The sequence below is a fragment of the Mesorhizobium sp. M1A.F.Ca.IN.022.07.1.1 genome (assembly GCF_003997575.1).
Lineage (GTDB): Bacteria > Pseudomonadota > Alphaproteobacteria > Rhizobiales > Rhizobiaceae > Mesorhizobium.
Window position 1 is genome coordinate 1 of sequence record NZ_RZST01000039.1, and the last position, 26,342, is coordinate 26,342.

The following is a 26,342-nucleotide window of genomic DNA, read 5'->3' on the forward strand; positions in this document are numbered from 1 at the left end:
TGGCGCGGCTGCGCGCCGACGCCAGGATCCAGCCCGGCACCAGCACGCCGCTGGCCTTCAATCTCAGCAAGGCGGTGTTCTTCGATCCGGCGACCGAGAAGCGCATTCTCTGATGCATGTCGCCCAAAAGTGGATCCGGTTTTGGGGCAGCGACATGCGTCAAGACAAAGATCTAAAGCGCGTGGTCCCGGTCAGTTCAAACACGACGCGCTTTAGACCATGACAAATCCGGATATCGTCATCATCGGCTCCGGCATCGGCGGCGCCACGATCGCCTCCGGCTTGGCCGGCAGCGGCGCCTCGATCCTGATCCTGGAACGCGGTGAACCGCTGCCCGCGACGCCGCATGCGCGCTCGACGCGCTCGATCTTCGTCGACGGGCATTACCGGCCGAAGGAGATGTGGCGCGAGGCCGGCGGCGCCGCGTTCAACCCCGGCAATTACTATTATGTCGGCGGCAACTCGAAATTTTTCGGCGCGGTGCTGATCCGCTACCGCAAGGAGGATTTCTCCGAGCTGGAGCATTTCGGCGGTGTCTCGCCGGCCTGGCCGTTTTCCTATGACGAGTTCGAACCCTGGTATTCGAAGGCCGAGCAGCTTTTCCGCGTGCGCGGCGCGCTCGGCGAGGATCCGACCGAGCCGTTCCATTCGATTCCTTATGCCTTCAAGCCGGTGCCCGACGAACCTTCGATCGCGCGTGCTCGCGCCGAGCTCAAAGGCCTCGGCCTGCATCCTGCCTCGCTGCCGCTCGGCGTCGACATCGAAGCCTGGCTGAAGGAGGGCAAGACCGGCTGGGATGCTTTTCCGAACACCGGGCAAGGCAAGGTCGACGCCCAGACCGGGCCTCTGGCGGCGGCGCTCAATGACAAGAACATCAAGCTCGAAACCGGCGCCCATGTCGACTGGCTCGAGGCCTCGCCGGATGGCAAATCGATTGCCGCCATTCATTACACGCAGAACGGCGCGCAAAGGACGCTCTCGCCGAAGCTGGTCATCCTATCGGCCGGCGCGATCAACTCCGCCGTCATCCTGCTGCGCTCGCCCTCGACAAACGGCAAAGGCCTCGCCAACAGTTCCGACCAGGTCGGCCGCAATTTCATGAACCACAATTCGAGCGCGATGCTGGCGATCGACCCGCGCCGCCGCAACGACGCCGTCTACCAGAAGACGCTGATGCTCAACGACTATTATCTGTCGGGCGGCAAGGGCGGCAAGCCGCTGGGCAATGTGCAACTGCTCGGCAAGATCGACGGCAACATGCTGCGGGCCAATGTGAAGCTGGCGCCAAGATTCGCGCTCGATTTCATGGCCGGCCACGCCGTCGACTGGTACCTGATGTGCGAGGACCTGCCCGATCCTGAAAGCCGCATCCTGGTCGACGGCAAGGAGATCGTCATGCAGTGGCGGCGCTCCAACATGCAGTCGCTGGAAGGCCTGACCACGGTGATGCGCGAAAACTTCCGCGCCTGCGGTTACCCGATCGTGCTGTCGCGCCCGTTCGACAAGCGCACGCCCTCGCACCAGTGCGGCACCGTGCGGATGGGCAACGACCCCGCGACGGCGCCACTCGATACGTTCTGTCGTGCTTACGACCATAAGAACCTGTTCGTCGTGGACGCCGGCTTCCTGCCGACCTCGGCGGCGGTCAATCCGGCGCTGTCGATCGCAGCCCAGGCGCTGCGCGTGGCAGACCATATCCGCAAGACGGAGTTCGCGGCATGACCCGCCCGGCAGCCATCGTCACCGGCGGCGCGCGCGGCATCGGCCTTGCCTGCGCCGAGGCGCTGGCCGATGCCGGCTTCGATATTCTTGTTGCCGACCTTGCGGACAAGCCGGCCGATGGACTTGCCGAAAGCATCGCCGCGCGCGGCGCGAAATTCGCCTATGCCAGCTGTGACATCGCTGATCTCGCTGGCCATCCAAAACTGGTCGCGGCGGCGGTGGACGCCTTCGGCAGCATCGATTGCCTCGTCAACAACGCCGGCATAGGCGCCGTCGTGCGCGGCGATCTTCTGGAATTGAAGCCTGATAATTTCGACCACGCGCTAAATATCAATCTGCGCGGCACGGTGTTCCTCAGCCAGGCCGTCGCCAAGGCGATGTTGGCGACACCCGCCAGCTTTGCGAGGTCGATCGTCACCATCACCTCGGTCAGCGCGACAATGGCCTCGCCGGAGCGCGCCGACTACTGCATCTCAAAGGCAGGGCTTTCGATGTGGGTGAAGAACCTGGCGCTGCGGCTCGCCGCGGAAAACATCGGCGTGTTCGAGGTGCGGCCGGGCATCATTCGCACCGACATGACGGCAGGCGTATCCGCCAAATATGACGCGCTGATAGACGGCGGGTTGGTGCCGGCCAAACGCTGGGGCGAGGCCGCCGATATCGGCGCTGTGGTGGCCGCACTTGCCAGCGGAAAATTCGGCTTTGCAACCGGATCGGTCATCGATGTCGACGGCGCGCTCTCCGTGCCTCGCCTGTGAGTGAGTGGAACCATGGCTGACTACATCATCGTTGGCGCCGGTCCGGCCGGTTGCGTGCTGGCCAACCGGCTGAGCGAGGAGCCGACCAATTCAGTCCTGCTGCTCGAAGCGGGCGGCAAGGATTGGCACCCGCTGATCCACATGCCGGCAGGCTTCGCCAAGATGACCAAGGGCATCGCTTCCTGGGGCTGGTCGACGGTGCCGCAGAAGCACATGAAGGACCGCGTCTTCTGGTACACCCAAGCCAAGGTTGTCGGCGGCGGCTCGTCGATCAACGCCCAGATCTACACGCGCGGCAACGCCCGCGACTATGACGCCTGGGAGAAGGAAGAGGGCTTGGCCGGCTGGGGCTATCGCGATGTGCTGCCCTATTTCAAGCGCGCCGAGAACAACCAGCGCTTCGCCAACGATTATCACGGCGATCAGGGGCCGCTCGGCGTTTCCAACCCGATCTCGCCGCTGCCGATCTGCGAGGCCTATTTCCGCGCCGGCCAGGAGATGGGAATCCCCTTCAATCCGGATTTCAACGGCGCCAGCCAGGAAGGCGTCGGCTATTACCAGCTCACCCAGAAGGACGCGCGGCGCTCCTCCGCCTCGGTCGCCTATCTGAAGCCTATCCGCGCCCGCAAGAACCTGACGGTCAGGACCGATGTGCTCGTCACCCGCGTCGTCGTCGAGAAAGGCCGCGCCATCGGCGTCGAGATCGTCGACAAGCCGGGCGGAGAAAAGACGATCCTGCGCGCGGAACGCGAGGTGATCATCTCCTCCGGCGCCATCGGCTCGCCGAAGCTCTTGATGCAATCCGGCATTGGCCCGGCCGATCATCTGAAGTCGGTCGGCGTCACGCCGGTCCATGACCTGCCCGGCGTCGGCTCCAACATGCAGGACCATCTCGACCTGTTCGTGATCGCCGAATGCACCGGCGACCACACCTATGACAACTATGCCAAGCTGCACCGCACGATGTGGGCCGGCCTGCAATACGTGCTTCTGAAGAAGGGCCCCGTCGCCTCCAGCCTGTTCGAGACCGGCGGCTTCTGGTACGCCGATCCGACCGCCGCCTCGCCCGACATCCAGTTCCATCTCGGTCTCGGCTCCGGCATTGAGGCGGGCGTCGAAAAACTGAAGAATCCCGGCGTGACGCTGAACTCCGCCTTCCTGCGCCCGCGCTCGCGCGGCACCGTGCGATTGAAGAGCGACGATCCCGCCGATCATCCGCTGATCGACCCGAACTACTGGTCCAATTCCTACGATCGCGACATGTCGATCAAGGGCCTGCGGCTGGCGCGCGAGATCATGCGGCAGAAGGCGCTGCAGCTTTTTGTGCAGCGCGAGGTGCTGCCCGGCCCTGCCCTGCAAAGCGACGCCGATCTCTTCGACTATGCCTGCCGCTCGTCCAAGACCGATCACCATCCCGTCGGCACCTGCCGCATGGGCCATGATGCGATGGCTGTGGTGGCGCCCGATCTCAGGCTGCGCGGCATCGACGGCCTGCGGGTCTGCGACGCGTCGGTGATGCCGCGTGTCCCTTCCTCCAACACCAATGCGCCGACCATCATGGTCGGCGAGAAGGGCGCCGATCTGATCCTCGGACGCGAGCCGCTGCCGCCGGCCGTGTTCAAGGGCAATAAGGCGGCTTGAGGGGAGAACAATGATCCGCCACCGCGTCTTTGTCCGCTTCGGCGACGGCACCTCCGCCGCCGAGCGCGCCGCGATTCACGCCGATCTCGAAGCGCTGCGCCCGGCCATCGACGGCATGGGCAAGGTTCATTTCAGCGCCAATGTCAGCCCGGAGCCGTTCGCGCGCGGTTTCGGCCATGGCTTTACCATCGATTTCCGCGATGCTGCCGCCCGCGACGCCTATCTGGCGCACGAGGCGCATCAGCGCGCCGGCGCTCGCCTGGTAGCGGCGCTCGAAGGGGGCACCGACGGGCTGATGGTCCTCGACTTGGAGTTTACGGAAATGTGACCGCCGGTTGATCGGAAACCGGCAAATAACCCGTTCTTTTTTGCACTGCATGGAACATATCGTTCCTTTCGCGGATGCAAAGGAGCAGCGATTTGAGTCTCACCTCGGAGCAGAAGAAAACCGTACTCGCATCTTTCCTGGGCTGGACGCTCGACGCTTTTGATTTCTTCCTTCTGACATTCCTGCTCACCGATATCGCCGCTGAATTCCATACCGATGTCCCGGCGGTCTCCAAGGCGCTGTTCCTGACCTTGGCCACGCGATTCATCGGCGCGTTCCTGTTCGGCATGCTGGCCGACAGATATGGGCGCAAACCGCTGCTGATGCTCAACATCGTCAGCTACTCGGTGATCGGGGCGGTGGCGGCCTTCTCGCCCAATCTCGGCATCTTCCTGGCGCTTCGGGCGCTGTTCGGCATCGCGATGGGCGGCGAGTGGGGCCTTGGCAGCTCGCTCGCCATGGAATCCATTCCGCCCAGCGCCCGCGGCATGGTTTCGGGCATACTGCAATGCGGCTATCCGGCGGGATATCTGCTGGCGGCAGTTGTCTATGGGCTGCTCTACGGCCAGAAGATCGGCGATTTCACCTTCGGCTGGCGCGCCATGTTCCTGCTGAGCTTCGTGCCGGCGCTGATCGTGCTCTTCATCCGCTCGCACGTGCCTGAATCGCCCGCCTTCGTCTCAGGCCGGGCGCAGGCGCGGCCGGGTCTTCTCGTAACGCTGCAGAAGCACTGGGGCATCGCGCTCTATGCCGTGGTGCTGATGATGTTCTTCAACTTCTTCAGCCATGGCACGCAGGACCTCTACCCGACCTTCCTGAAGAAGCAGCACGGCTTCGATCCGCACACGGTGAGCTGGATCACCATCGTCGCCAATATCGGCGCCATTGTCGGCGGTCTGGCGTTCGGCGCGCTGTCGGAGAAGATCGGGCGCATAAACGCCATCACGCTCGCCTGCGTCATTGCCCTGCCGGCTATTCCGCTCTGGGCCTATACGACGACGCCCTTCATGCTGGCGCTCGGCGCCTTCATCATGCAGGTGGCGGTGCAAGGCGCCTGGGGCGTCATTCCGGTGCATCTCAACGAGCTATCGCCGGGCTCCGTGCGGGCGACCTTGCCTGGCTTCATCTACCAGGCCGGCAATCTGGCGGCCTCCTATGGCGGCCCGTATCAGGCCGGCATCGCCGAAGCGCGGGGAGGCAGCTATGGCTATGCGCTGGCATTGTTTGCCGGCGTGGTCGCCGTCTGCATCATCGTCGTCATCCGCTTCAGCCCCGAGAAGCGTGGCGAGGTCATGACCGTGATCGACCGGGAAGTCAGCCCAGTCTGAGCGCGACCACGCCCGCGACGATGCCCAGCGCCGCGGCGGCGCGCCATGCCGTCATCTTCTCGCCCAGCGCCAGCACCGAGATCAGCATGGCGAACAGGATCGAGGTCTCGCGCAGCGACGCCACCGAGGCGATCGGCGCCTTGGTCATCGCCCACATCACGATCCAGTAGGCGGCGCCGCTGAGCACGCCGGTGAAGAGGCCTGCCTTCCAGTCCCGCGCCAGCAGGGGCAGCGACTGTGGCCCGCGAAAGGCGATGCACAGCACCAGCGCCCAGAGCGCATCGCAGACGAACAGCCAGGCCGCATAGCTTTGCGCGGTTGCCGCCAGCCGCGCGCCGCTGCCGTCCGACAGCGTGTAGCTGGCAATGAAGATCGATGTGCCGAGCGCGAAGCTGACGGCGCGCAGATTGAACCGTTCAAGATGCACACCGCCGCGAAACGACATGACCAGCGTGCCTGCCGACAGAAGCACGATGCCGAAGATGGAGAGTGGCGCCGGTATCTCTCCGAGCAGAACGATGCCGCCGAGCGCGGAGAGCAGCGGCGCGGTACCGCGCGCCAGCGGATAGGTCTGAGCGAAATCGCCGGCCTTGTAAGCGCCGATCAGAAACGTCCGGTAGCCCATATGGAAGAAGACCGAGGCGAGGATGAATGGCCAGACCTCGGCTTTCGGCACTTCAACGAAAGGCAGCGCCAGCAGCGCCGCAGCCCCCATGCCGAGCGTCATCAAGGTGATCGACAGGAAGCGGTCGAGGTGCACCTTGACCAGCGCGTTCCAGATCGCGTGCATGGCGGCCGCCGACAGCACCGCGAGGAAGACGAAAAGCGTCATGCCCGCCTCACCCGCCTGCAAGCCTAGCGGCGATGCCTGGCGTTTCCAGATCGATATCGACCCTGAGCGGGAAATGGTCGGAGGCCACTTCGCCGATATCGGCGCTCACGGAACGCACCCGCCCGGCCAGCACGCCGCCAACGAAGCAATGATCGAGCCGGCGTTTCGCCAGCTTGCCCTCGATGATCTTTTCATGCGTGTGGAAGTCCGCCACCGGCTTGGCGGCGACGGCTGCGGCATCGACGAACCCGTCGATATAGACGGCGCCGCGATGATAGGGCGTGCTGCCGACGATGCGCCGGTATTCCGCACTTCCCGGCTCCATGTTGAAATCGCCGAGCCAGATCGCCGCCAGCGGGTTTTCCGGCTCCGGCTCGCCATTCGCCCAGTTGCGCTGCGGCTCGTCATCGGCGCCGCTCCAGGGACCGCCATCGGACGGCGCGCGGCGCTGTTCGGCGAGCAGATAGTCGATTTGCTCCAGCCGCTCTTCGGCCGCGATATGGGCAAGATGCAGCGAGAAAACCCGCACCGATCCCGCCGGCGTCCGGATCATGCACTCCAGCGCGGCGTTGCGCGTGTTGAGGGGCTTGAGCGTGCGGCGCAGCGGCAGCGCATGCAGCCGCGACCAGACGATCGGCAGCTTGGACAGAAGCATCGTGCCGAACTGCCTGCGGCGGTTGACGATGCGCCCATCACGCTTTTCGCTGGCGTCCATGTCGAAGGCCGGACCGTAGACCCAGTGATAGTCGGGCAGCAGCCTGGACAGGATTTCCGGCTGGTCGTCGCCGTTGCTGCGCTGCCAGTGCCGCTCCACTTCCTGCAGGGCGATGATGTCGGCGCCGTCGACGAGGCGCGCGGCGCGCACCAGATCGTAGCGGCCGTCGCTGCCGTAGCCGTACTGGATGTTGTAGCTGACCAGCTTCATCGATTAACCGGCTGAATATCCGGCCACGGCACTAGCGCCTCGGCCATCGCGTTGCAATGGACGCCATCGACGTGCGGAATGGTCCAGTCATGACCGCCGACCCTGGCATCGTCTAGGTCGTGAGCGACTGGAACCGCCCCGCCGGCGATGCTGCCAGCTCGGACCAGTCGATTTCTTCTTCCAGACGGTGATAGGCTTCGTCGCCGATCGTACCGTCGCGGCGCAATTCTTCGAGCCTATCGCGCTGCCGCTTGATGGCATAGAGGCGCAGCCGGTCGTATTCGGTGGCCGCCTGCGCATCCTCAGGATTCTCGGCGATCTTTCGTTGGGCCTCGTACTGCTCGCGCACGACGTCCGCAGCGGCAGACGTCTTGCGGCTCAGGACGTCGAGCGCGGCTTCCATGATGGCAACGCGTGCCTGCGCCACTTCGCGATCTATCGTCGTATCCTCTTCGAAATTGAGCCAGCGCAGCAGCGGCTTCAAGCTCATTCCTTGCAGCACCAGCGTGCCGAGCACGACCGCGAAGGCGGCAAGCACGATCGGGTCCCGGCCAGGGAAATTGGCCGGCAGTGCAATGGCCACCACCAGGCTCACCAGCCCACGCATGCCGCACCAGCCGACAAGCAAGGCGCCCCCGAATGTCGGCGCATCCCGCCTTTGCTCTTTGCTGTCGAAGCGGGCGAGCCGCCGTATGATCGCGACGTAGCCAAACACCCAGACGAGGCGTGCCACGATGACAACGGCCAGCACCGTTGCGGCGAAGACAAATTCATCGCCCTGCCCATCGCCGGAGAGCCTGCCGACGATCGACCGGGCCTGCAGGCCCATCAGCACGAAAGCCAGCACGTTGAGCACGAACACTGCCGACTCCCAGACCGAGTAGGTGCTGACGCGGCGTCTGGCCGACATCTGGCGCGGCGCGGTGCGCGCGATGGTGATGGCATAGACGACGATGGTGATGATCGCGGAAAGGCCGATCCTGTCGGCGATGATCCAGACGGCAAAGGTTCCGGCAAACTGCACCACGGTGCTGCTTGCCGCATCCTCGATGCGCGTCAGCGTCAGCAGCGAGAGGCGGCCGAACAGATAGCCGGCGGCGACGCTGCCGGCCGTCGACAAAAGGATCACCGGCACCGCATCGCTCAGCATGACCGAGCCGACCGCGGCCGAAACGGCGATGCGGTAGATCAGAAGTGCCGTGGCGTCGTTGAGCAGGCTCTCCCCTTGCAGGATGACGTTGAGGCGGTGCGGCACCTTGAACTGGCCAAGCACGGCGCTCGCCGCCACGGCGTCCGGCGGCGCGACGATGGCGCCGAGCGCGATCGCCGCCGCGATCGGCAGACCGGCCATTTTCCAGCCGACGAAGGCGACGACCACGGTGGTGAAGACAACCGCGCCCAACGCCAGCAGCACCAGCGACAGCCGGTAGCGCTTCAGGTCGCGCAGCGACGTATCATAGGCGGCATCGAGAAGCACCGGCGCGATGAACAGGGCAAGCGCCAGTTCCGGGTCGATCTCGATGGTCGGCGCACCTGGCAGAAAGGCGATCCCCACTCCGGCGAAGGCCAGCAGGGAGGGATAAGGTATCCCCAGCCATCGCGACAACGCCGTCAGCCCGACGGCGATCAGAAGCAGGATGAGGGTGAGCTCGAAAAGCGCCATGACTCATCGTAGCGATGGAAACAGGCCTTTGGCACTGCAAAAAGCGATGGTGAATGGTGAATGGTGAATGGTGAATGGGCATCATCAGAGATAATTCGAGCACGTAAAGTGCTCTCTTCGCTGACCACCATTCACTATTCACTATTCACCATTCACCCTAGTGCAGCACCAGCATGTCGCCCGACGAGAACGAGATGTCCGCCTTCTCGCCGACGACAGGCGGCGGCGTCGCCGAGTTGTTGAAGGTGTCGAGCGATACCGTGTTGCCGCCGATGCCGACGCGCACCCGGATGACCGAGCCGAGGAAATGCACCTCGGCGATCTCGCCCGAAAGGCTGGTGTCGTGGCCGGGCTGGCGTCCGAGCGAAATCGCTTCGGGCCGCAGCGCCAGCGACAGCGTGTCGCCGGACTTCGACCCGTTGAGCTTTCCCTTCAGCGAGACTTCCTGCGTGTTGACCCGCACCGTGCCGGACGCGGCATCGGTGACCTTGCCTTCCAGCACGTTGAGCGTGCCGACGAAATTGGCAACGAACTTGGTCGCCGGCCGGTTGTAGATCTCGAACGGCGTGCCGACCTGTTCGGCCTTGCCGCCATACATGACCGCGATGCGGTCGGAGATCGACAGCGCCTCTTCCTGGTCATGCGTCACGAAGATGGTGGTTATGCCGAGCTTCTTCTGGATCGAGCGGATTTCCTCGCGCAGCGAAATGCGCACTTTGGCGTCCAGCGCCGACAGCGGCTCGTCGAGCAGCAAAAGCTTCGGCTTCGGCGCAATGGCGCGCGCCAGCGCGATGCGCTGCTGCTGGCCGCCGGAGAGCTGGTAGGGATAGCGGTCGGCCATCTGCGGCAGCCTGATGATGTCGAGCATCTCCGCGACACGGGAATCGATGGCCGCCCTGGGCATGCCCGCCACCTTCAGTCCGAATCCGATATTCTGCGCCACAGTGAGGTTGGGAAACAGCGCATAGGCCTGGAACACCATGCCGATATTGCGCTGGTTGGGCTTCAGCCTGGTGATGTCCTTGCCGCTAACCACGATCTTGCCGGCCGAGGGCTCCTCGAAGCCGGCCACCATGCGCAACACCGTCGTCTTGCCGCAGCCGGACGGACCGAGGAAGGAGACGAATTCGCCCGGCGCGACATCGAGGTTGAAATCCTCGACCACGGTTGTGGCGCCGAAGGACTTTCGCACATGCTGGATGGAGAGGAACGGCTCGGCCATGGCTTTTTCTTTCGGTCGGTACTTCGCTCAATTGGGGCGGTTCGCCGATTTCGGCGCGAAACGGGACAAGATCTGGATCAGCGACATGCAGCCCCAGGTTATGACGAACGCGATGATCGACAGCGCCGCCGGCTCATAGGCGCGGTTGGCCACAAGATTCTGCAAATACGGGCCGAATGCCGGCCGGTTGAGCAGGCTGGCCATGGTGAATTCGCCGATCACGATGGCGAAGGTCAGGAATGCGCCCGAAAGCACCGCGATCAGCACATTGGGCAGGATCACGCGGCTGATAATCGTGCCCCAGCCGGCACCCAGGATCTGCGCCGCTTCCGTCAACGTGCGCACGTCGATGGTGCGAAGCCCGGTGTCGACGGCGCGGTACATGTATGGCAGTGCAAGCGTTGCATAGCCGATGACCAGCAGAGCATTCGCGCCTGGATTGGTTGCCAGGAACGGCAGCGGCGAATTCGACCCATACATCCTGATATAGCCGAAGACGATGACGATGGCCGGGATCACCAGCGGCAGCAGCGTGATGAACTCGACGATCGGCCTGATCTGCGGCATGCGAAGGCGGATCCAGTAGGCCGTAGGCACGACGATCAGCACGCCGAGGAGAATGGTGAAGATGGCGACGACCGCCGAAAACATGAAGGTCGCCTGGAACTGGCTGTCGCCGAGCACGACCTTGTAGGCGTCCATGGAATAGACGCCGCGGCGCATGCGCAGCGAGAACTCGATCGTCGCGATCAGCGGGATGAAGAAATACGCCGCGCCGAGGACAAAGACGACCCAGGCCCAGAACCTGCCGGATTTCATTTCAGCCACCTCTCCGAGCGCGTCCGGAACCAGATGTAGAAGATGTTGGCAAGCCCGGTGATGACGATCATGCCGAAGGCGATCGCGTAACCGAGATGGGCATTGTGCAGCACGTCGCCGCGGATTTGGGCGTAGAGCAGGATCGGCACGATGTTGAGCGAGGACCCGGTCAGCGCATAGGCGGTGGCGATCGCCCCGAAGGCATTGGCGAAGAGCAGGATCACGGTGCCGAGGAAGCTTGGCCACAGCACGGGGATTACCACCAAGCGCCAGTATTGCGCCTGGGTGGCGCCGAGCGTGGCGGCGGCTTCGCCCCATTCCCTTTTTAGTCCGTCGATCGCCGGCACGATGATGACCACCATCAGCGGGATCTGGAAATAGACATAGGTGATCGTCAGACCCCAGAACGACAGCAGGTTGAAGCCATGCGCATAGATGTTGAACCCAACCAGCGTGTTGAGAAGCACGGTGACGAGGCCCAGCCGGCCTAGGGTCGCGATGAAGGCGAAAGCCAGCGGCACTCCGGCGAAATTGGACGCGACACCGGAAAACGTCAGCGTCCCCGACCGTATCCAGTTGGGCAGGCCTCCGCGCACGATGGCGATGGCGATGGCAAGACCGGCGAAGGCGCCGATCAGCGATGACGCCAGGCTGACCTTTATCGAAATCCAGTAGGCGGCAACGATGTTGGCCGAAAAAAGCGCGACGATGTTGGCGAAGGTGAACTCGCCCGCCTCGTTCTGGAAGGCGCCCAGCATCAAGTAGAGCGTGGGCAGGATCAGGAACATGACGGCGAAGACGAAGAACGGCGTTACGCCAAGCCATTGCGTCGGTAGCCGCATTGCGCGCGCTTCGCCGGGGGGCGCGGCCTTGCCCGCAATTGCCTGATTGGAAACCGAGAGATCGGTCATGCGCCGGCTACCGTTTTTGGGAAGGAGTCCGGGCGGCCATCGGGCCGCCCGGACCATATTGATGCTTACTTCACATTTGCGCCGACAACGGCGTCCCAGTTCTTGGTGATGGCTTCTTTCGCCTTGCCCTGTTCATCGAGCGTCGGAAACACCGCGGCCGCATAGGACTCGGCCGGAGGCATCTTCGCCAGCATATCCGCCGGAACCTTGCCGTTCTTGGCGAGATCGTTGAAGCGGATCGGGTGGCAATAGCCCTTCAGCCAGCCGATCTGGCCTTCGTCGGAGTAGAGATGTTCCAGCCAAAGCTTGGCCGCATTCGGATGCGGCGCGTAAGCGCTGATCGCCTGCACGTAAACGCCGGCGACAACGCCGGTCTTCGGCACAATGACGTCAACGGGGGGATTGCCCTTCAGCGTGTCGCGACCGGAGAGCGCGTTGTAGTCCCAGGTGACGAGGATCGGCGTCTGGCCCTGGGCGAGCGTCGCGGTTTTGCCGATGACCGGCACGAAGTTGCCGGCGGCATTGAGCTTCTTGAAAAACTCGAGCCCGGCAGTGCCTGCGGCTTCGCCAGCGGCAGCGCCGCTGGCAAGGCCGGCGGCGTAGACGGCCTGGATAGCCTGGTTCGAAGCGCGCGGATCGCCGGCAAGGGCAACCGAGTTGGCGAATTCAGGCTTCAGCAGGTCGGCCCAGTCGGTCGGCGATTCTTTGACCAGATCCTTGTTCACCTGGAACGAGAGCACGCCATAATAGTCGGCTGTCCAGTAGCCGTCAGCGTCCTTGGCGCTGTCCGGAATGGAATCCCAGGTCGAGACTTTATAAGGCTGGATCAGGCCGTCCTTCTTGGCGGACGGACCGAAGGACAGGCCGACGTCGATGACGTCAGGTGCCTGCGGGCCCTTGTTGTCCTTGTTCGCTTTGATCGCCTCGATCTCATCGCCGGAGCCTGCATCCGGGTTGAGCTCGTTGACGGTGATCTCCGGATACTTCGCCTTGAAGCCGGCGATGACGTCGCCATAGCCGCACCAGTCGTGCGGCAGCGCGATGGTGGTGAGCTGGCCCTCGGCTTTCGCCGCCTTGACGAGATCGTCCATCGCGTCGGCGGACGAAATCACCGTCGACGCAAACAGCGCCGCGGCCGAAAGGGAAAGCACTTTCCCCGTGAATTTGAACATGTGTTCTCTCCGTTGAACTGACGCCATTGGACGCCTGCGATGCGGTATCGTTTTCGTGTGACAGCCAGATGAAAGCTTTGTGAAAGCGGCACCCCGCAACACGAAAAAGTAAACTCTCTTTAACCGGCTGTAGCAATCGCTTCGCGATTCTTTTTCCGGCTAATTATTCTCCTCCTTGCATTCCGCCCGTTGCCCTTTCCTTTCCCCTCGTTTCCAGATCAACTTTCCGCTGCAAATTGGTTTACACAGACCCTACGATGGCATTTTCGAGCAGAGCAAGCGCCCCTTTCTTGGTGAGCTTGACCGGATTGCCGCCGGCGGTCGGATCGACCACCGCCATGTCGGCGATCAGTGTCTTGCGGTTCTTGTCCATGTCGAGGTCCTTGATCAGGCCGGGCAGCGCATGCGGCACCTTGAGCTCCTTGCGCAATTTGATGACGGCTTTTGCGAAGCCATCGAAGCCGCCCTTGATGCCGCAATAGGCGGCGAGCCGCGCGATGCGATCCTCGATCGCATCGCGGTTGAAGGCGAGGACATAGGGCATGAACACCGCATTGGTCATGCCGTGATGGGTGTCGTAGAGCGCGCCGATCGGATGCGACAGAGAGTGGATGGCGCCCAGCCCTTTCTGGAAGGCGGCCGCGCCCATCGCGGCCGCGCTCATCATATTCGCGCGGGCGACCAGATCCTTGCCGTTGGCGAAGGCCTTGGGCAGGTTCTCGAACACCAGCCGGATGCCTTCCACGGCGATGCCGTCGGCCATCGGATGATAGCCCGGCGCGCAATAGGCTTCGAGGCAGTGGGCGAGCGCGTCCATGCCGGTGCCGGCCGTGATGAAGGGCGGCATGCCGACCGACAGCTCCGGATCGGCAATCACGATCGCCGGCAGAAGCTTGGGGTGGAAAATGACTTTCTTGGTGTGGGTCTCTTCATTGGTGATGACGCCGGCGCGGCCGACCTCGGAACCGGTGCCCGCCGTGGTCGGCACCGCGATGATCGGCGCGATCGCCTCCGAGTTGGCGCGCGTCCACCAGTCGCCGATGTCCTCGAAATCCCATACCGGACGCGCCTGCCCGGCCTGGAAGGCGATCAGCTTGCCGAGGTCGAGCGCCGAGCCGCCGCCGAAAGCGACGACCCCGTCATGCTTGCCTTTCTTGAACACGGCGATGCCGGCGATCAGGTTGGACTCGACCGGGTTCGGCTTCACCTCGGAAAAGACGCCATAAGGCACATTGGCATCGTCGAGGATCTTCAGTGTCGAAGCGACGACGGGCAGCTTCGCCAGGCCCGGGTCGGTCACGAAAAGCGGGCGCTTGATGCCTGCCGCAGCCAGCGCGTCCGGCAGTTCCTTGATGCGCCCCGCGCCGAAGCGGACGGTGGTGGGGTAGTTCCATTTGGAGGTGAGCTTGGACATGGATTGTCTTTCGAATTCAGATCGCTTCGCGCAGGTGATAGGATTTCGGCCGGGTCAGGTTGTCGTAGCCGATGGCGGACAGCGCCGCGCCCTTGCCGGTGTCCTTGACGCCGGTCCAGACCAGCGCCGGATCGAGATAGTCGCAGCGGTTCATGAACACGGTGCCTGTCTGGACCCGGTCGCCGATCGCCACGGCGCGCTCGGTGTCGCGCGTCCAGATCGAGGCCGTCAGCCCATAGGGGCTGTCGTTCATCAGCGCGATGGCTTCCTCGTCGTCGCGCACCTTCATGATGCCGACGATCGGGCCGAAGCTTTCCTCGCGCATGACGCTCATCTGGTGGTCGACACCGGTCAGCACTTCCGGCGCCAGATAGGGCGAGCCCGGCCTGTCGTTTTCCACCTTCATGGCGATATGCGCCTTGGCGCCCTTGCGCAGCGCCTCTGCCTTCTGCTCGCGGATCAGGTCGGCGAAGCGTGCCTGCGCCATCGGACCCATGGTCGTCGCCTGCTCCAGCGGATTGCCGACGACATAGTTCCTGGTCTCGGCGACAAAACCTTCGACGAACTCGTCATAGACCTTTTCGTGCACATAGACGCGCTCGATGCCGCAGCAGCATTGGCCGGAATTGTAGAAGGCGCCGTCGACCAAATTGGCGACCGCATGGTCCATTTTGGCGTCGGGAAGGACATAGGCCGGATCCTTGCCGCCGAGCTCGAGGCCGAGCGTCATGAAGGTGCCGGCCGCGGCCTTCTCGATGGCGCGGCCGCCGGCAACCGAGCCGGTGAAGTTGACATGATCGATCTTGCCCGAGCCGAGCAGCCTTTCGGTCTGGTCGTGGTTCATGACCAGATTCTGGAACAGGCCTTTCGGCAGGCCCGCCTTGTCGAACGCCTGCTGGAATCGCTCGCCGACCAGCAGCGTCTGCGCCGCATGCTTGAGGATGACCGCGCTTCCGGCCATCAGCGCCGGCACGATCGTGTTGACCGCGGTGAGATAAGGATAGTTCCACGGCGCCATCACCAGCACGACGCCAAGCGGCACCTTCTTGACATAGCGGCGAAAGCCGTCCTTCGGATTGGAGGCCATGATCGGCTTCAGCGCAGCTTCCGCGATCTCGACCATGTAGCTGGTGCGTTCCTTGACGCCGCCGAACTCGCCGCCATAGCGCACCGGCCGCCCCATCTGCCAGGCGATCTCGGGCACGATCTCGTCGCTGATGCCGACCAGCGCTTGCAGCATGGCCAGCATGTACTTGCCGCGCTCCGCGACCGGTGTCTCGGCCCACTTCTCCTGCGCCGCCCTGGCGCGCTCTACCGCCGCGTTGATCGCCTGATCCGTCGCGACCGGCCGCTCGGCATAGATCGAGCCATCGATGGGTGATTTAAGTTTTACGGTATCCAAGAAGACGTCTCCAAATTGACTCTTTCAGCAGGCGATGGCTCTGACATGACCATGCGCGGCATAGGCCAAAATGGCCTTGTCACGGGTTACGATAGTCAAATCGCGCTCCCGCGCGGTCGCTATCAGAATTCGATCCATTGGATCGCTGTGAACGACACCTGGGAGGTAGGAGGCCGCGATGAGAATACGTGGCGTCACCCCTTCCACTGTGACGGCCGCCGCCTCAACGAACTCGTCGAACCAACGGTCGGGCGTCTTCGTGGACGGCAACCTGCCCTTCGACACCAGCATGCCCATCTCCCATGCCGTCATGACCGATACGTTCAGCGTGCCGGACTGAGGAGCCTTGCTGATAGCCGTTGTCGCCGCATCGGCTATCGGTTCGTCCTGCGAAATCCAGATGACCGCGCAAGTGTCCAACAGAAGGTTCTCAGTCTTCATAGACCTTGCCCCAATCCTGCTCGACAGGCTCCGTCAGATCGACCTCTGGGAGGATAGTAAGCGTTCCCTTCATGCAGCCGAAGATCGGGTGCCGTGTCGGTGTCCCGCCGATCTCGGCCTGAGCCGATTCGCCGAACCCCTTTGCAGTGCCGGAACCTGGCTGAACGCGCCGAAAGACCAGATTTTCGCCCGCTATATTGACGGACTCAGTCTGGAACCCCGCGGCCAGCCACTCCTTTGTCATTGGATTGTTGCTGGGGTTATTGCTCCACCAAGCCGGATACTGCTTGGACGCCGGTAGCTTTTCGCCAAGCAGCTTCTCGATGTCGCTGAACGACATCGGAACCCGCTCGCCGGTTTGAGCCATAAGATACGAACGCAAAGGCGAATACTTTCCCATTCTCACGTTCCCGAACTCAACCAGCCAAGACTGCAGCTTTAGTTAGGTTCAGTCAACGTCGATTACAGCTTTAGTAGCGTTCAAACCCCCGGTGCAGTTCCCAATCCGTGATACGGCGGTCGTATTCGAACTGCTCCCAGCGGGCGGTGTGGACATAGTGCTCGATCACCTCCTCGCCGAAGGCCTGCTTCAGCATCGTGGAGCCTTCCAGCGTCTCGGTGGCATCGCGCAGCGTCTTCGGGATTTCCGGCAGTTGCGACGCCTGATAGGCGTCGCCGACAAACGGCTTCTGCAGCTCCAGCTTCTCGTCGATGCCGGCGAGACCGGCCGCGATCAGCGCGGCGAAGGCGAGATAGGGGTTGAGATCGGCGCCGCCGATGCGGCATTCCATGCGGATGCCCTTGGTACCCTCGCCGCACAGCCGGAATCCCGCCGTGCGGTTGTCCTCGCTCCACATGATCTTGGTCGGCGCGAAGGTGCCGGCCTGGAAGCGCTTGTAGGAGTTGATGTACGGCGCCAGGAACCAGGTGAACTCCTTGGCGTATTTGAGCTGGCCGGCCGCCCATTGCTGGCCGAGGCTCGACAGCGTCCATTCGGCGTTTTTGTCGAAGAACAGCGGCGTCCCGCCGTCGGCGCTCCACAGCGAATTGTGGATGTGGCTGGAATTGCCGGCGAGCCCGTAATTGTACTTGGCCATGAAGGAGATGGCCTTGCCTTCGGAATCGGCGATCTCCTTGGCGCCGTTCTTCAGGATGACGTGGCGATCCGCCATCTCGAGCGCCTCGGCATAGCGCACATTGATCTCTTCCTGGCCCGGACCCCACTCGCCCTTGGAATTTTCGATCGGGATACCGGCTGCCTCCATCTCGTTGCGGAGCCGGCGCATGACGCCTTCTTCCTTGGTGGTGATGCCGATCTGGTAGTCGCCGATATAGGGCGAAGCGCTGTCGAGCCCTTGCCAGTGCTTCCTGCGCGCCGATTCATAGGTTTCGCTGAACAGGTAGAATTCGAGCTCGGAGGCGAAGTAGCCGATATAGCCGCGCTCGCTCAGGCGCTTGACCTGCTTCTTCAGGATCGCGCGCGGCGAATGCGCGAGGTCCTCATGGTCGTGATGATCGAGCACGTCGCAGATGACCAGCGCCGTCTTCTCCAGCCATGGTACGCGCCGCAACGTCGACAGGTCGGGTTTCATGACAAAGTCGCCATAACCCTTCGACCAGCTCGCCGCCTTGTAGCCCGGCACCGGCTCCATATCGATGTCGCAGGCCAGCAGATAGTTGCAGCCATGCGTCTCGCCATGCGCGGAATCGACGAAATACTGGGCCAGGAAGCGCTTCCCCGCGAGCCGGCCCTGCATGTCGACGATGCAGGCCAGCACCGTGTCGACCTCGCCGTTCGAGACCGCTTTCTTCAACTGATCGAACGAGAAATTCCCGGCCATTCCTTTGGCACTCCAACACTTGTCGATTGAAAGGGAGAAACGAAGCCCTGGCCGGCGTGACGCCGGCCAGGGCCATGATGTCCGATGTCAGTGGCCGGTCTCGCCGACCGCCTGCTCTGCCGCCTTGATCGCCGCCTGGCGGGCCGCGATGATGTCGCCGAGCGGCGGCCCCTGGAAGCGGTTGCGCTCGAAGGCGAACCAGACGACCGCCGTCAGGATGAAGAAGCCGACGGTGATGTAGAGCGCCCAGTCGTTCGGCGGCTGGATGCCGATGACGAAGATCAGGATCATCGACACGATCGAGAGCAGACCGAACAGCATGAAGATGCCGCGGCCCATGTTCCACGGCCCCATCTTGTCCCACTTCGGCGTCCCCCAGGCCATCATGCCGAGCACGATCGGCACGGTGAAGGAGAGGAACAGGAAGATGACGGTGCAGGACACCACGATCGTGTAGGCCGAGGTGCCGGCGACCGAGACCACCGACGAGCCCCACACGAACAGCACCGACAGGATCGAGGCTGTCCAGATCGCCGCCACGGGCGTGCGATAGGTCGGGCTGACCTTGGAAAGCGCTGCCGAGCCGGGCAGGCCGCCGTCACGCGAGAAGGCGAAGATCATGCGCGAGGCCGACGTGACGGTGGCAAGGCCGCACAGCAGCTGTGCCAGGAACACGACGAGATAGACGAACTCCTTCAGTCCGGTTCCGACGCGCTGGTCGAAGGCCCAGAAGAACACGTTCCAGCCCTGCTTGGCGGCCTCGTCCATGTTCGGGATCATCAACACGAAGGCAGCCAGGAACAGGTAGCCGAACAGCGCCGACCAGATGACCGACATGACCATCGCGCGCGGCACGGAAGAAGCCGCCTTGATGGTTTCCTCCGACGTGTGCGCCGAGGCGTCATAGCCGGTGATCGTATAGATCGGCAGCAGGAGGCCAAGCGCGAAGACCCAGGCGTTCGAGACCTGCGGCCACACGCCGCCTCCGGCATCGCCTGAGTAGTTGTGGAAGGTGAAGAGGCGGCTGAAGTCCCAGGTCTCGGCCGAGAGCAGGCAGACCACCGCGATCAGGATCGAGCCGAAGAAGATCAGATAGCCCGAAAAGTCGGTTAGCTTTGCCGTCAGCTTGATGCCCAGATGGTTGATCAGCGCCTGCGCACCGGTGATGATGACCAGGAAGATCGTCTGGGTGGTCAGGTTGTTTTCAATGCCCAGCGCCGGCCCGAAAGCGCCGACGAAGAAAGTCCAGGTGCCGACGTTGATGGCGCCAAGCACGGTGATCAGGCCAAGCAGGTTGAGCCAGGCGGTAACCCAGCCGGTGCCGCGATTGCCGAGGATCGAGCCCCAGTGATAGAGGCCGCCGGCCGTCGGATAGGCCGAGCTGATCTGCGACATGGCGACCGCGAAGGTGAGCGACACGAAACAGCCCACCAGCCAGCCTATGCCGATGCCGATGCCGCCGGCGCCGGAGGTCGCCTGCGCCAGCGAGTTGATGCCGCCGGACAGGATGCAGATGATGGAGAAGGAAACCGCGAAATTCGAGAAGCGGCTGAGGCGCCGCTCCAGTTCCTGGGCATAGCCCATGCTGTGGAGGACCTGTATGTCCTCAGCCTTGTCGACTTCGGTGTAGTCATTTGCTGCCATGTTGGAAGTCCCCTGTGGTTTCTTAGCTGGCCGACTGTACTGACTTTCCCATTGCGCGTTGTCGGGAGCCCCTGGCCTCCTCGGGCTCCAGATTCGAGAATATGCCTGTGAGCAGATCCGCCCATTTCCGCTGCCCGGTCTCGCCGGAGATCTCGTCGTTGCGGATTTCGATCATCGCGCAGGCAAGGCCGCGCGAGCGCGCGTGCCGTTCCAGCGTGAAATAGACGCGGTCGGCCGGCGAATAGGGTTCATTGACGCCAACGGTGACGCCGGAGAGCCGCTTGAGTGCCGATATCAGCGGCGCGGCGAGCCGGCGGTCGTCGTCATGGATGATGCCGATATGCCAGGGACGGCTCCTGCCCTTATAGACCGGCGTGAAGGAGTGCACCGACACCAGTCGCGTCTCCTGCCCGAGCGCCAGCCGCTGCTCGATGATCTCAGCGATCGTGTCGTGGAACGGACGCCACGCGAGATCGATCCGCTCCGCGCGCTGCTTGCCCGAGAGATTCGAATTGCCCGGAATGGCCGTCGCCTCGCTGACCGGCGGCACGAGGTCCGGCGCGTCGAGCGGGCGGTTGCAGTCGATCACCAGGCGCGAGATGCGGGTTTCGACCAGCGTGGCGTCGAGCGCGTCGGCCATCCGGCTGGCGACCGGCAGCGCGCCCGGATCCCAGGCGATATGCCGGGAGAGATCCTCGGCGGGCAGCCCGAGCGTTCCGAATTCGGCGGGCAGGAAGTTCGAGGCGTGATCGCAGGTGAGGACGAAGGGGCTCGAGCCGCCGGGGTTGGTCACCCTCACGGTCTCCGACGGTGCAAGGCTGGCGCGCCGTGCTTTCTCCATACTGCCGTCCCCTCGGGAGCGCTGTATCTTATGTTACGTAATTTGCCTCATTGCGCCCCTGTGAATGATTTCATACAGTTTACGCGGCTTTGTCAAACGCGGAATTCCGAAAACGGCGGCGACCGGGTCAAAGGGTGGGGAAAACCATGATCTCCAGTATTGCCGAACTGATTTCGGACCGCATCGGCACCATGCCGGCAGGCGAGCGCCGCGCCGCGCAGACGCTGATTGCCAACTATCCGCTGACCGGGCTGAAGACCGTGGCCGAGTTCTCGACCGCGGCGGGAGTCTCCTCACCGACGATTCTGCGTTTCGTCGCCAGGTTGGGTTTCCAGAACTATCCCGAATTCCAGTCGGCGCTGCAGGATGAACTGGCCGCGCAATTGCAGTCGCCGGCCTCTCGCACGCTCAACTCGGCGTCGCCCGCCAATGGCGGCGCCGTTTCGCCGATGCTGGAGGCGACGCTCGACAACATGCGCGAGACGTTCCGGCACCTTACCGACAAGCAGTTGGCCGACATTGCCGCACGGCTTGCCGAGCGCCGCGGCAAGACCTTTCTGATCGGCGGCCGCTTCACCGATCCGCTCGCGCGCTACATGGCAGCCCATCTCGCCATCATCCAGCCAGACGTCTACCACCTCGCCGGCCAGGAGAGCATCTGGCGCGACCGGCTGATTGACATGGGCAAGCGCGACGTCCTGGTTATCTTCGACATCAGGCGCTACCAGGAAAGTCTGCTCCGCTTTGCCGAGAAGGCGCACCAGCGCGGCGTCCAGATCGTGCTCTTCACCGATCAGTGGCTCTCGCCGATCGCCCGCTTCGCCCGCCATGTGATCGCCGGGCGTACCGCCGTGCCTTCGGCCTGGGATTCGTCCGCCGCCCTCTTTGTCGTCGCCGAAACGCTAATCGGCGCGGTCACGAGGCAGCTCGAAGCCGCCGGCGCCAAGCGCATCCGCGACCTGGAGAGCCTGCGCTAGGCAGTTCCGTCCGTTCGGTTTTCCTTTAACCGAATGGCGGCCGGCGTCACCCAAATTGCGGCAAAACGTGGGACCGAAGCGATGATCCCGCTTCACGTTACCGAGATTTAATGTGCACGTTTGCGTGATAATTGCCATAAAACGCTGATATTATGATGTGGCGTGGCCGGTTTCGCTCTCACGCCGTATCGTCGCTCAGCCTGCTTCCACTTGGAACCGGCGGACGATTCTGCCGCTGGAGTGTCAATGTCGAGCTGGAAACAGATTGTTCTTGCGCTGGTGATCGTGGTTGCCGCTGCGGCCGCCTGGGCGCGCTTCTATCCCGGCGCGCCTGAGGTATTGGCACGCTGGGGTATTGACTGGGCGATTGCGGCGACGCCCCCCGCCACGGGAAGCATCGAGAGCGGTTCTGTCCGGTCCGGTCGCAATCGCGCCGGCCAGATCGTGACCATTGTCGCCTCCCCTGCCGGCACCGCCACCATCAACGACAGGCTTCAGGCGATCGGGACCGGCCGCGCCAATGCGACAGTCACTGTCAATCCATACTCTTCCGGCCGCCTCACCGAACTGCCGGTGCAGTCCGGCACCCATGTCGAAAAAGGCGATGTCATCGCCAGGCTCGATTCGGAGACGGAAGTGATTGCGCGCGACCGTGCCAAGGTCGCGCTCGACGACGCCCAGGCGAAGCTCGACCGGGTCAAGTCGCTGCGAGCCTCCAATGCCGCCACGCAAGTTGCCGTCGCGGATGCCGAGGTGGCGCTCGCCAATGCCAAGCTGGCGCTGCGCGATGCCGAGCTCGCGCTCGAGCGCCGCTCGGTCGTCGCGCCTATCGAAGGCACTGTCGGTATCCTGCCGATCGCCGCCGGCAACTATGTCACCAGCCAGTCGGCGATCGCCACGCTTGACGACCGCTCGAGCATATTGGTCGATTTCTGGGTGCCGGAGCGTTTCGCCGCCGCTGTAAAGGTCGGACAGCGATTGTCGGCCACGCCGCTGGCCAACCCCAACCAGGTCTATTCCGGCACGGTTTCGGCCATCGACAACCATATCGACGAGAACAGCCGCACGCTGCTCGTCAAGGCGACGATCGCCAACCCGGCGGATTCGCTGCGCGCCGGCATGTCGTTCCAGATCGCCATGAAATTCCCCGGCGACACCTATCCGGCCGTCAGCCCACTGGCCATCCAGTGGGGCACCGACGGCGCCTATATCTGGACCGTCGAAAACGGCAAGGCAAAGCGCGTGCCGGTGCGCATCATCCAGCGCAACACCGAGACGGTGCTGATCGATGCTCCCGTCGAGAGCGGCGACATGGTGGTGACCGAAGGCACGGAGAGTGTCAGCGAAGGCGGCGACGTCCGGATCGCCGGCGAGGACCGCGCCACCGCGGCCGAAGGCTCATGAGCGCCACCGGCGACCAGACCGCGGGATCGGGCCTGACCGCGCTCTTCATCCGCAGGCCGGTCATGGCCTTCGTGCTCAACACGCTCATCGCGGTCGCCGGCCTCGCAGCCTTCTGGGGCGTCGAAATCCGCGAACTGCCGGATGTCGACCGCCCGGTCATCACCGTCAACACCACCTTCGAGGGTGCGGCCGCCGAAACCGTCGACCGCGAGTTGACCGACCCGATCGAGGGCGCCGTCGCGCGCGTCTCGGGTGTCAAGTCGATCTCGTCGACTTCATCTTTCGGCCAGAGCCGCGTCACCATCGAGTTCAACGACGGCGTCGATCTCAATGTAGCCGCCTCCGATGTCCGCGATTCCGTCAGCCGCATCACCAACCAACTGCCCGAGACCGCCGATGCGCCGCGCATCGTCAAGGCCGACGCCAATTCCGACCCGGTGATGAGGCTGGCGGTCACGTCCGACACCATGTCGGTGCAGGACATGACGGTGCTGGTCCAGGACCGCATCGAGGACGAGCTCGCCGCCGTTCCAGGAGTCGCCGACGTCCAGGTGTCCGGCGACCGCGACAAAATCTTCCGCATCGATGTCGACCAGAACAAGCTGGCAAGCCATGGCTTCACCGTGGCGGATTTGCGCAAGGCGCTCGCCTCCGTCGCCTTCGATTCCCCGGCCGGCTCGATCACCACCACCAACCAGGACCTCGTCGTGCGCACGACGGCCGACGTGACCACGCCGGAGGAATTCGAGAGCATCGTCATCGGCGGCGCGACGCGCATCCGCGACGTCGCCACCGTGACGCTCGGCCCCGACATCGGCCAGACCTCATTGCGCTCCGACGGCAAAACCGGCATCGGCCTCGGCATCATCCGCCAGGCGGAATCGAACACGCTCGATATATCGACCGGCGTCAGGGCTGCCGTCGAGAAACTCCAGGCAAATCTTCCGCAAGGCATGTCGATCAAGGTCACCAGCGACGATGCCGTCTTCGTCAACGGCGCGGTGCACGAGGTTGAGATCGCGCTCGCGCTTTCCGTCTCGATCGTGCTGATCGTCATCTACGCCTTCCTGCTCGACTGGCGCGCGACGCTGATCCCGGGCCTGTCGATGCCGGTCGCCATGATCGGCACCATCGCCGCGATCTATCTCGCCGGCTTTTCCATCAACATCCTGACGCTGCTGGCGCTGGTTCTGGCGACGGGCCTCGTCGTCGACGACGCCATCGTGGTGCTCGAAAATATCGTGCGCCGCCGCAACGAGGGCATGGGGCCGCGCGCGGCCGCCGTGCTCGGCACCCAGGAAGTCTTCTTCGCCGTCGTTGCCACGACGCTGACCCTGGTCGCCGTCTTCGTGCCGATCTCCTTCCTGCCGGGACAGACCGGCGGGCTCTTTCGCGAGTTCGGCTTCGTGCTGGCGATGTCGGTACTGCTCTCCTGCGTCGTGGCGCTGACGCTCTGCCCGATGCTCGCCTCGCGCATGCTGACCAGCGCCTCTCTTCACCACGAAGGCGGCAGCGGCGTGGGCGCTCGCATCGGCGGCGCATTGCATCGGCTCTACAAGCGCTGCCTGCATGCCTGCCTCGGCGCCCCCTGGATCGTAGTGCTCGTCGCTATGCTCTTCGCTGGCACCGCCTTCACTTTGTTCGGCACGATACGTCAGGAGCTGACGCCGACCGAAGACCGCGCCGTCGTTTTGCTGCGCATCAACGCGCCGCAAGGAGTCAGCCTCGACTACACGACCGAGCAGATGCGCAAGATCGAGCGGCTGATCCAGCCTTTGCGCGATTCCGGCGAGATCCGCAGCACCTTCGCGAATGCCGGCAACAACGGCGCCTACAATAGCGGTTTCATGGTGATGACGCTGGCGCCGTGGGCCGAGCGGACGCGCAGCCAGCAGGAGATCATGGCCGAGATCAGCCGCCTGACGAAGCAGGTGCCAAGCGTCCGCGTTTTCCCGGTTCAGCCCAACAGCCTTCGCATCCGCGGCGCCGGCAGCGGCCTGCAATTCGCCCTGGTCGGCAACGACCGCAAGGCGCTAAGCGCGGCGGCGGTGCAGATCGTCGAGGAGATGCGGCAGGATCCACGCTTCCAAGCACCAAGACTTTCCGTCGACCTTACGCAGCCGCAGCTTGCCGTTGCCATCGACCGTGAGCGCGCCTCCGACCTCGGCATCGACATCACCGGGCTTGCGGACACGCTGCAGGCAATGCTCGACGGCAACGATGTCGTCGACGTCTACATCGCCGACCGCAGCTATGGCGTGAAGCTGGTCTCGACCACCAATCCAATCAACGATCCGACCGATCTGGAAAACATTTTTCTGAAAACGTCGGACGGCCGCTTCGTGCCGATGTCGACCATCGCCACGCTGACCGAGCGCGCCGTGCCGCCGTCCCTCACTCGCGAGCAGCAGCAGCCGTCCGTGGCGATCACCGCCAATCTGGGCGGCAGCTTCGCGCTCGGCGATGCGCTGACGCGCGCCGAGGAAATCGCAACAACGCTGCTGCCGTCGGACGCGCGGATCGTGCCGCTGGCCGAGGCGGCGACGCTCGGCGAGAGCAACAGCGCCATGGCGACCATCTTCGGTTTCGCGCTGGTCATCATCCTTCTGGTGCTGGCGGCCCAGTTCGAGAGCTTCGTCAGCGCCGTCATCATCATGGCGACAGTGCCGCTCGGGCTCGCCTGCGCCATCTTCGCGCTGCTTTTGTCGGGCACCAGCCTCAATGCCTACAGCCAGATCGGCCTGGTCCTCCTGGTCGGGGTCATGGCCAAGAACGGCATCCTGATCGTCGAGTTCGCCAACCAGCTGCGCGACCGCGGGCTTGGCGTGCGCGAGGCGATCGAAGAGGCCGCCACCATTCGCCTTCGCCCGGTGATGATGACGATGATCTGCACCGTGCTCGGCGGCGTGCCGCTGGTGCTGGCTTCGGGCGCAGGCGCCGAGGCGCGCGTGGCGCTCGGTTGGGTGATCGTCGGCGGCCTTGGCCTGGCGACCGTCTCCACGCTTTTCCTGACCCCTGTCGCCTATCTCTTGCTCGGCCGCTTCGTCACGCCCAAGG

Annotated in this window: 22 protein-coding genes; 8 read left to right on the top strand and 14 right to left on the bottom strand. The window is 63.7% G+C overall.

The features are described 5' to 3' along the window. The first annotated feature begins 219 nt into the window (after nucleotides 1-219). The 5 genes from EOA75_RS07320 to EOA75_RS07340 all read left to right on the top strand — a co-directional run bounded on the left by EOA75_RS07320 (nucleotide 220) and on the right by EOA75_RS07340 (nucleotide 5,777). Nucleotides 220-1,722, top strand: a complete 1,503-nt coding sequence (locus EOA75_RS07320) for a GMC family oxidoreductase (protein ID WP_127215739.1) — start codon at nucleotides 220-222, stop codon at nucleotides 1,720-1,722. Beyond that, entirely contained in the window at nucleotides 1,719-2,480 is a 762-nt protein-coding gene (locus EOA75_RS07325) for a 3-ketoacyl-ACP reductase (RefSeq protein ID WP_127323960.1), read from the top strand. Before EOA75_RS07320 ends, EOA75_RS07325 begins: the two co-directional genes overlap by 4 nt. A 12-nt stretch (nucleotides 2,481-2,492) precedes the next feature. Beyond that, nucleotides 2,493-4,121, top strand: coding sequence for a choline dehydrogenase (locus EOA75_RS07330; RefSeq protein WP_127323961.1), 1,629 nt, complete (start codon nucleotides 2,493-2,495; stop codon nucleotides 4,119-4,121). A gap of 10 nt (nucleotides 4,122-4,131) precedes the next feature. Then, nucleotides 4,132-4,449, top strand: coding sequence for a Dabb family protein (locus tag EOA75_RS07335; RefSeq protein ID WP_127323962.1), 318 nt, complete (start codon nucleotides 4,132-4,134; stop codon nucleotides 4,447-4,449). Nucleotides 4,450-4,541: 92 nt separating this feature from the next. Further along, complete coding sequence (locus EOA75_RS07340; protein WP_164747304.1) at nucleotides 4,542-5,777, top strand: MFS transporter; 1,236 nt, start codon at nucleotides 4,542-4,544, stop codon at nucleotides 5,775-5,777. On the opposite strand, the gene EOA75_RS07345 is transcribed toward EOA75_RS07340, so the two are convergent. The 14 genes from EOA75_RS07345 to EOA75_RS07410 form a co-directional block, all read right to left on the bottom strand. Beyond that, nucleotides 5,764-6,609 carry an EamA family transporter gene (locus tag EOA75_RS07345; protein ID WP_067002559.1) on the bottom strand — a complete coding sequence of 282 codons (846 nt, stop codon included), beginning with the start codon at nucleotides 6,607-6,609 and terminating at the stop codon, nucleotides 5,764-5,766. The two genes, EOA75_RS07340 and EOA75_RS07345, sit on opposite strands and share 14 nt — an antisense overlap. A gap of 7 nt (nucleotides 6,610-6,616) precedes the next feature. Next, the gene (locus tag EOA75_RS07350) at nucleotides 6,617-7,534 is read right to left on the bottom strand and encodes an endonuclease/exonuclease/phosphatase family protein (protein ID WP_067325867.1); all 918 of its coding nucleotides are present in this window, start codon (nucleotides 7,532-7,534) and stop codon (nucleotides 6,617-6,619) included. 112 nt (nucleotides 7,535-7,646) lie between these two features. Next, entirely contained in the window at nucleotides 7,647-9,197 is a 1,551-nt protein-coding gene (locus tag EOA75_RS07355) for a sodium:proton antiporter (protein ID WP_127323964.1), read from the bottom strand. A gap of 157 nt (nucleotides 9,198-9,354) precedes the next feature. Further along, the gene (locus EOA75_RS07360; RefSeq protein WP_127215377.1) at nucleotides 9,355-10,419 is read right to left on the bottom strand and encodes an ABC transporter ATP-binding protein; all 1,065 of its coding nucleotides are present in this window, start codon (nucleotides 10,417-10,419) and stop codon (nucleotides 9,355-9,357) included. Nucleotides 10,420-10,446: 27 nt separating this feature from the next. Further along, a complete protein-coding gene (locus EOA75_RS07365) occupies nucleotides 10,447-11,238 on the bottom strand; it encodes an ABC transporter permease (RefSeq protein WP_127323965.1) in 792 nt (263 codons plus the stop codon). After that, the gene (locus EOA75_RS07370) at nucleotides 11,235-12,080 is read right to left on the bottom strand and encodes an ABC transporter permease subunit (protein ID WP_176477631.1); all 846 of its coding nucleotides are present in this window, start codon (nucleotides 12,078-12,080) and stop codon (nucleotides 11,235-11,237) included. Before EOA75_RS07370 ends, EOA75_RS07365 begins: the two co-directional genes overlap by 4 nt. Before the next feature lie 134 nt (nucleotides 12,081-12,214). Further along, the gene (locus EOA75_RS07375; RefSeq protein WP_127323966.1) at nucleotides 12,215-13,321 is read right to left on the bottom strand and encodes an ABC transporter substrate-binding protein; all 1,107 of its coding nucleotides are present in this window, start codon (nucleotides 13,319-13,321) and stop codon (nucleotides 12,215-12,217) included. 241 nt (nucleotides 13,322-13,562) lie between these two features. After that, nucleotides 13,563-14,735 carry an iron-containing alcohol dehydrogenase gene (locus tag EOA75_RS07380; protein ID WP_127323967.1) on the bottom strand — a complete coding sequence of 391 codons (1,173 nt, stop codon included), beginning with the start codon at nucleotides 14,733-14,735 and terminating at the stop codon, nucleotides 13,563-13,565. Nucleotides 14,736-14,751: 16 nt separating this feature from the next. Next, nucleotides 14,752-16,137, bottom strand: coding sequence for an aldehyde dehydrogenase family protein (locus tag EOA75_RS07385; RefSeq protein WP_127323968.1), 1,386 nt, complete (start codon nucleotides 16,135-16,137; stop codon nucleotides 14,752-14,754). A 24-nt stretch (nucleotides 16,138-16,161) separates the two neighbouring features. Beyond that, entirely contained in the window at nucleotides 16,162-16,578 is a 417-nt protein-coding gene (locus tag EOA75_RS07390) for a type II toxin-antitoxin system VapC family toxin (RefSeq protein ID WP_095823438.1), read from the bottom strand. Continuing rightward, nucleotides 16,568-16,978: a hypothetical protein gene (locus EOA75_RS07395; protein ID WP_095823439.1), complete on the bottom strand. Its 411-nt coding sequence runs from the start codon at nucleotides 16,976-16,978 to the stop codon at nucleotides 16,568-16,570. Before EOA75_RS07395 ends, EOA75_RS07390 begins: the two co-directional genes overlap by 11 nt. A gap of 70 nt (nucleotides 16,979-17,048) precedes the next feature. Next, nucleotides 17,049-18,419 carry a glutamine synthetase family protein gene (locus tag EOA75_RS07400; protein WP_095778816.1) on the bottom strand — a complete coding sequence of 457 codons (1,371 nt, stop codon included), beginning with the start codon at nucleotides 18,417-18,419 and terminating at the stop codon, nucleotides 17,049-17,051. An 87-nt stretch (nucleotides 18,420-18,506) separates the two neighbouring features. Beyond that, the gene (locus EOA75_RS07405) at nucleotides 18,507-20,063 is read right to left on the bottom strand and encodes an amino acid permease (RefSeq protein ID WP_067002581.1); all 1,557 of its coding nucleotides are present in this window, start codon (nucleotides 20,061-20,063) and stop codon (nucleotides 18,507-18,509) included. A gap of 22 nt (nucleotides 20,064-20,085) precedes the next feature. Beyond that, a complete protein-coding gene (locus EOA75_RS07410; protein ID WP_095826733.1) occupies nucleotides 20,086-20,904 on the bottom strand; it encodes an N-formylglutamate amidohydrolase in 819 nt (272 codons plus the stop codon). 146 nt (nucleotides 20,905-21,050) lie between these two features. On the opposite strand from EOA75_RS07410, the gene EOA75_RS07415 reads away from it, so the two are divergent. The 3 genes from EOA75_RS07415 to EOA75_RS07425 form a co-directional block, all read left to right on the top strand. Then, nucleotides 21,051-21,881: a MurR/RpiR family transcriptional regulator gene (locus EOA75_RS07415; RefSeq protein WP_067002767.1), complete on the top strand. Its 831-nt coding sequence runs from the start codon at nucleotides 21,051-21,053 to the stop codon at nucleotides 21,879-21,881. Nucleotides 21,882-22,127: 246 nt separating this feature from the next. Continuing rightward, the gene (locus EOA75_RS07420) at nucleotides 22,128-23,285 is read left to right on the top strand and encodes an efflux RND transporter periplasmic adaptor subunit (protein ID WP_127239422.1); all 1,158 of its coding nucleotides are present in this window, start codon (nucleotides 22,128-22,130) and stop codon (nucleotides 23,283-23,285) included. Further along, the coding region (locus EOA75_RS07425) for an efflux RND transporter permease subunit (protein WP_164747305.1) at nucleotides 23,282-26,342 on the top strand (3,061 nt) is incomplete at its 3' end. The genes EOA75_RS07420 and EOA75_RS07425, both read left to right, overlap by 4 nt.

Excerpts from the sequence above, each read along its gene's own strand:
- EOA75_RS07405 (WP_067002581.1), bottom strand. The coding sequence starts at position 20,063 with ATGGCAGCAAATGACTACACCGAAGTCGACAAGGCTGAGGACATACAG.
- EOA75_RS07365 (WP_127323965.1), bottom strand. The coding sequence starts at position 11,238 with ATGAAATCCGGCAGGTTCTGGGCCTGGGTCGTCTTTGTCCTCGGCGCG.
- EOA75_RS07350 (WP_067325867.1), bottom strand. The coding sequence starts at position 7,534 with ATGAAGCTGGTCAGCTACAACATCCAGTACGGCTACGGCAGCGACGGC.
- EOA75_RS07375 (WP_127323966.1), bottom strand. The coding sequence starts at position 13,321 with ATGTTCAAATTCACGGGGAAAGTGCTTTCCCTTTCGGCCGCGGCGCTG.
- EOA75_RS07415 (WP_067002767.1), top strand. The coding sequence starts at position 21,051 with ATGATCTCCAGTATTGCCGAACTGATTTCGGACCGCATCGGCACCATG.
- EOA75_RS07390 (WP_095823438.1), bottom strand. The coding sequence starts at position 16,578 with ATGAAGACTGAGAACCTTCTGTTGGACACTTGCGCGGTCATCTGGATT.
- EOA75_RS07380 (WP_127323967.1), bottom strand. The coding sequence starts at position 14,735 with ATGTCCAAGCTCACCTCCAAATGGAACTACCCCACCACCGTCCGCTTC.
- EOA75_RS07325 (WP_127323960.1), top strand. The coding sequence starts at position 1,719 with ATGACCCGCCCGGCAGCCATCGTCACCGGCGGCGCGCGCGGCATCGGC.
- EOA75_RS07355 (WP_127323964.1), bottom strand. The coding sequence starts at position 9,197 with ATGGCGCTTTTCGAGCTCACCCTCATCCTGCTTCTGATCGCCGTCGGG.
- EOA75_RS07360 (WP_127215377.1), bottom strand. The coding sequence starts at position 10,419 with ATGGCCGAGCCGTTCCTCTCCATCCAGCATGTGCGAAAGTCCTTCGGC.
- EOA75_RS07395 (WP_095823439.1), bottom strand. The coding sequence starts at position 16,978 with ATGGGAAAGTATTCGCCTTTGCGTTCGTATCTTATGGCTCAAACCGGC.
- EOA75_RS07370 (WP_176477631.1), bottom strand. The coding sequence starts at position 12,080 with ATGCGGCTACCGACGCAATGGCTTGGCGTAACGCCGTTCTTCGTCTTC.
- EOA75_RS07410 (WP_095826733.1), bottom strand. The coding sequence starts at position 20,904 with ATGGAGAAAGCACGGCGCGCCAGCCTTGCACCGTCGGAGACCGTGAGG.
- EOA75_RS07320 (WP_127215739.1), top strand. The coding sequence starts at position 220 with ATGACAAATCCGGATATCGTCATCATCGGCTCCGGCATCGGCGGCGCC.
- EOA75_RS07345 (WP_067002559.1), bottom strand. The coding sequence starts at position 6,609 with ATGACGCTTTTCGTCTTCCTCGCGGTGCTGTCGGCGGCCGCCATGCAC.
- EOA75_RS07400 (WP_095778816.1), bottom strand. The coding sequence starts at position 18,419 with ATGGCCGGGAATTTCTCGTTCGATCAGTTGAAGAAAGCGGTCTCGAAC.
- EOA75_RS07335 (WP_127323962.1), top strand. The coding sequence starts at position 4,132 with ATGATCCGCCACCGCGTCTTTGTCCGCTTCGGCGACGGCACCTCCGCC.
- EOA75_RS07420 (WP_127239422.1), top strand. The coding sequence starts at position 22,128 with ATGTCGAGCTGGAAACAGATTGTTCTTGCGCTGGTGATCGTGGTTGCC.
- EOA75_RS07330 (WP_127323961.1), top strand. The coding sequence starts at position 2,493 with ATGGCTGACTACATCATCGTTGGCGCCGGTCCGGCCGGTTGCGTGCTG.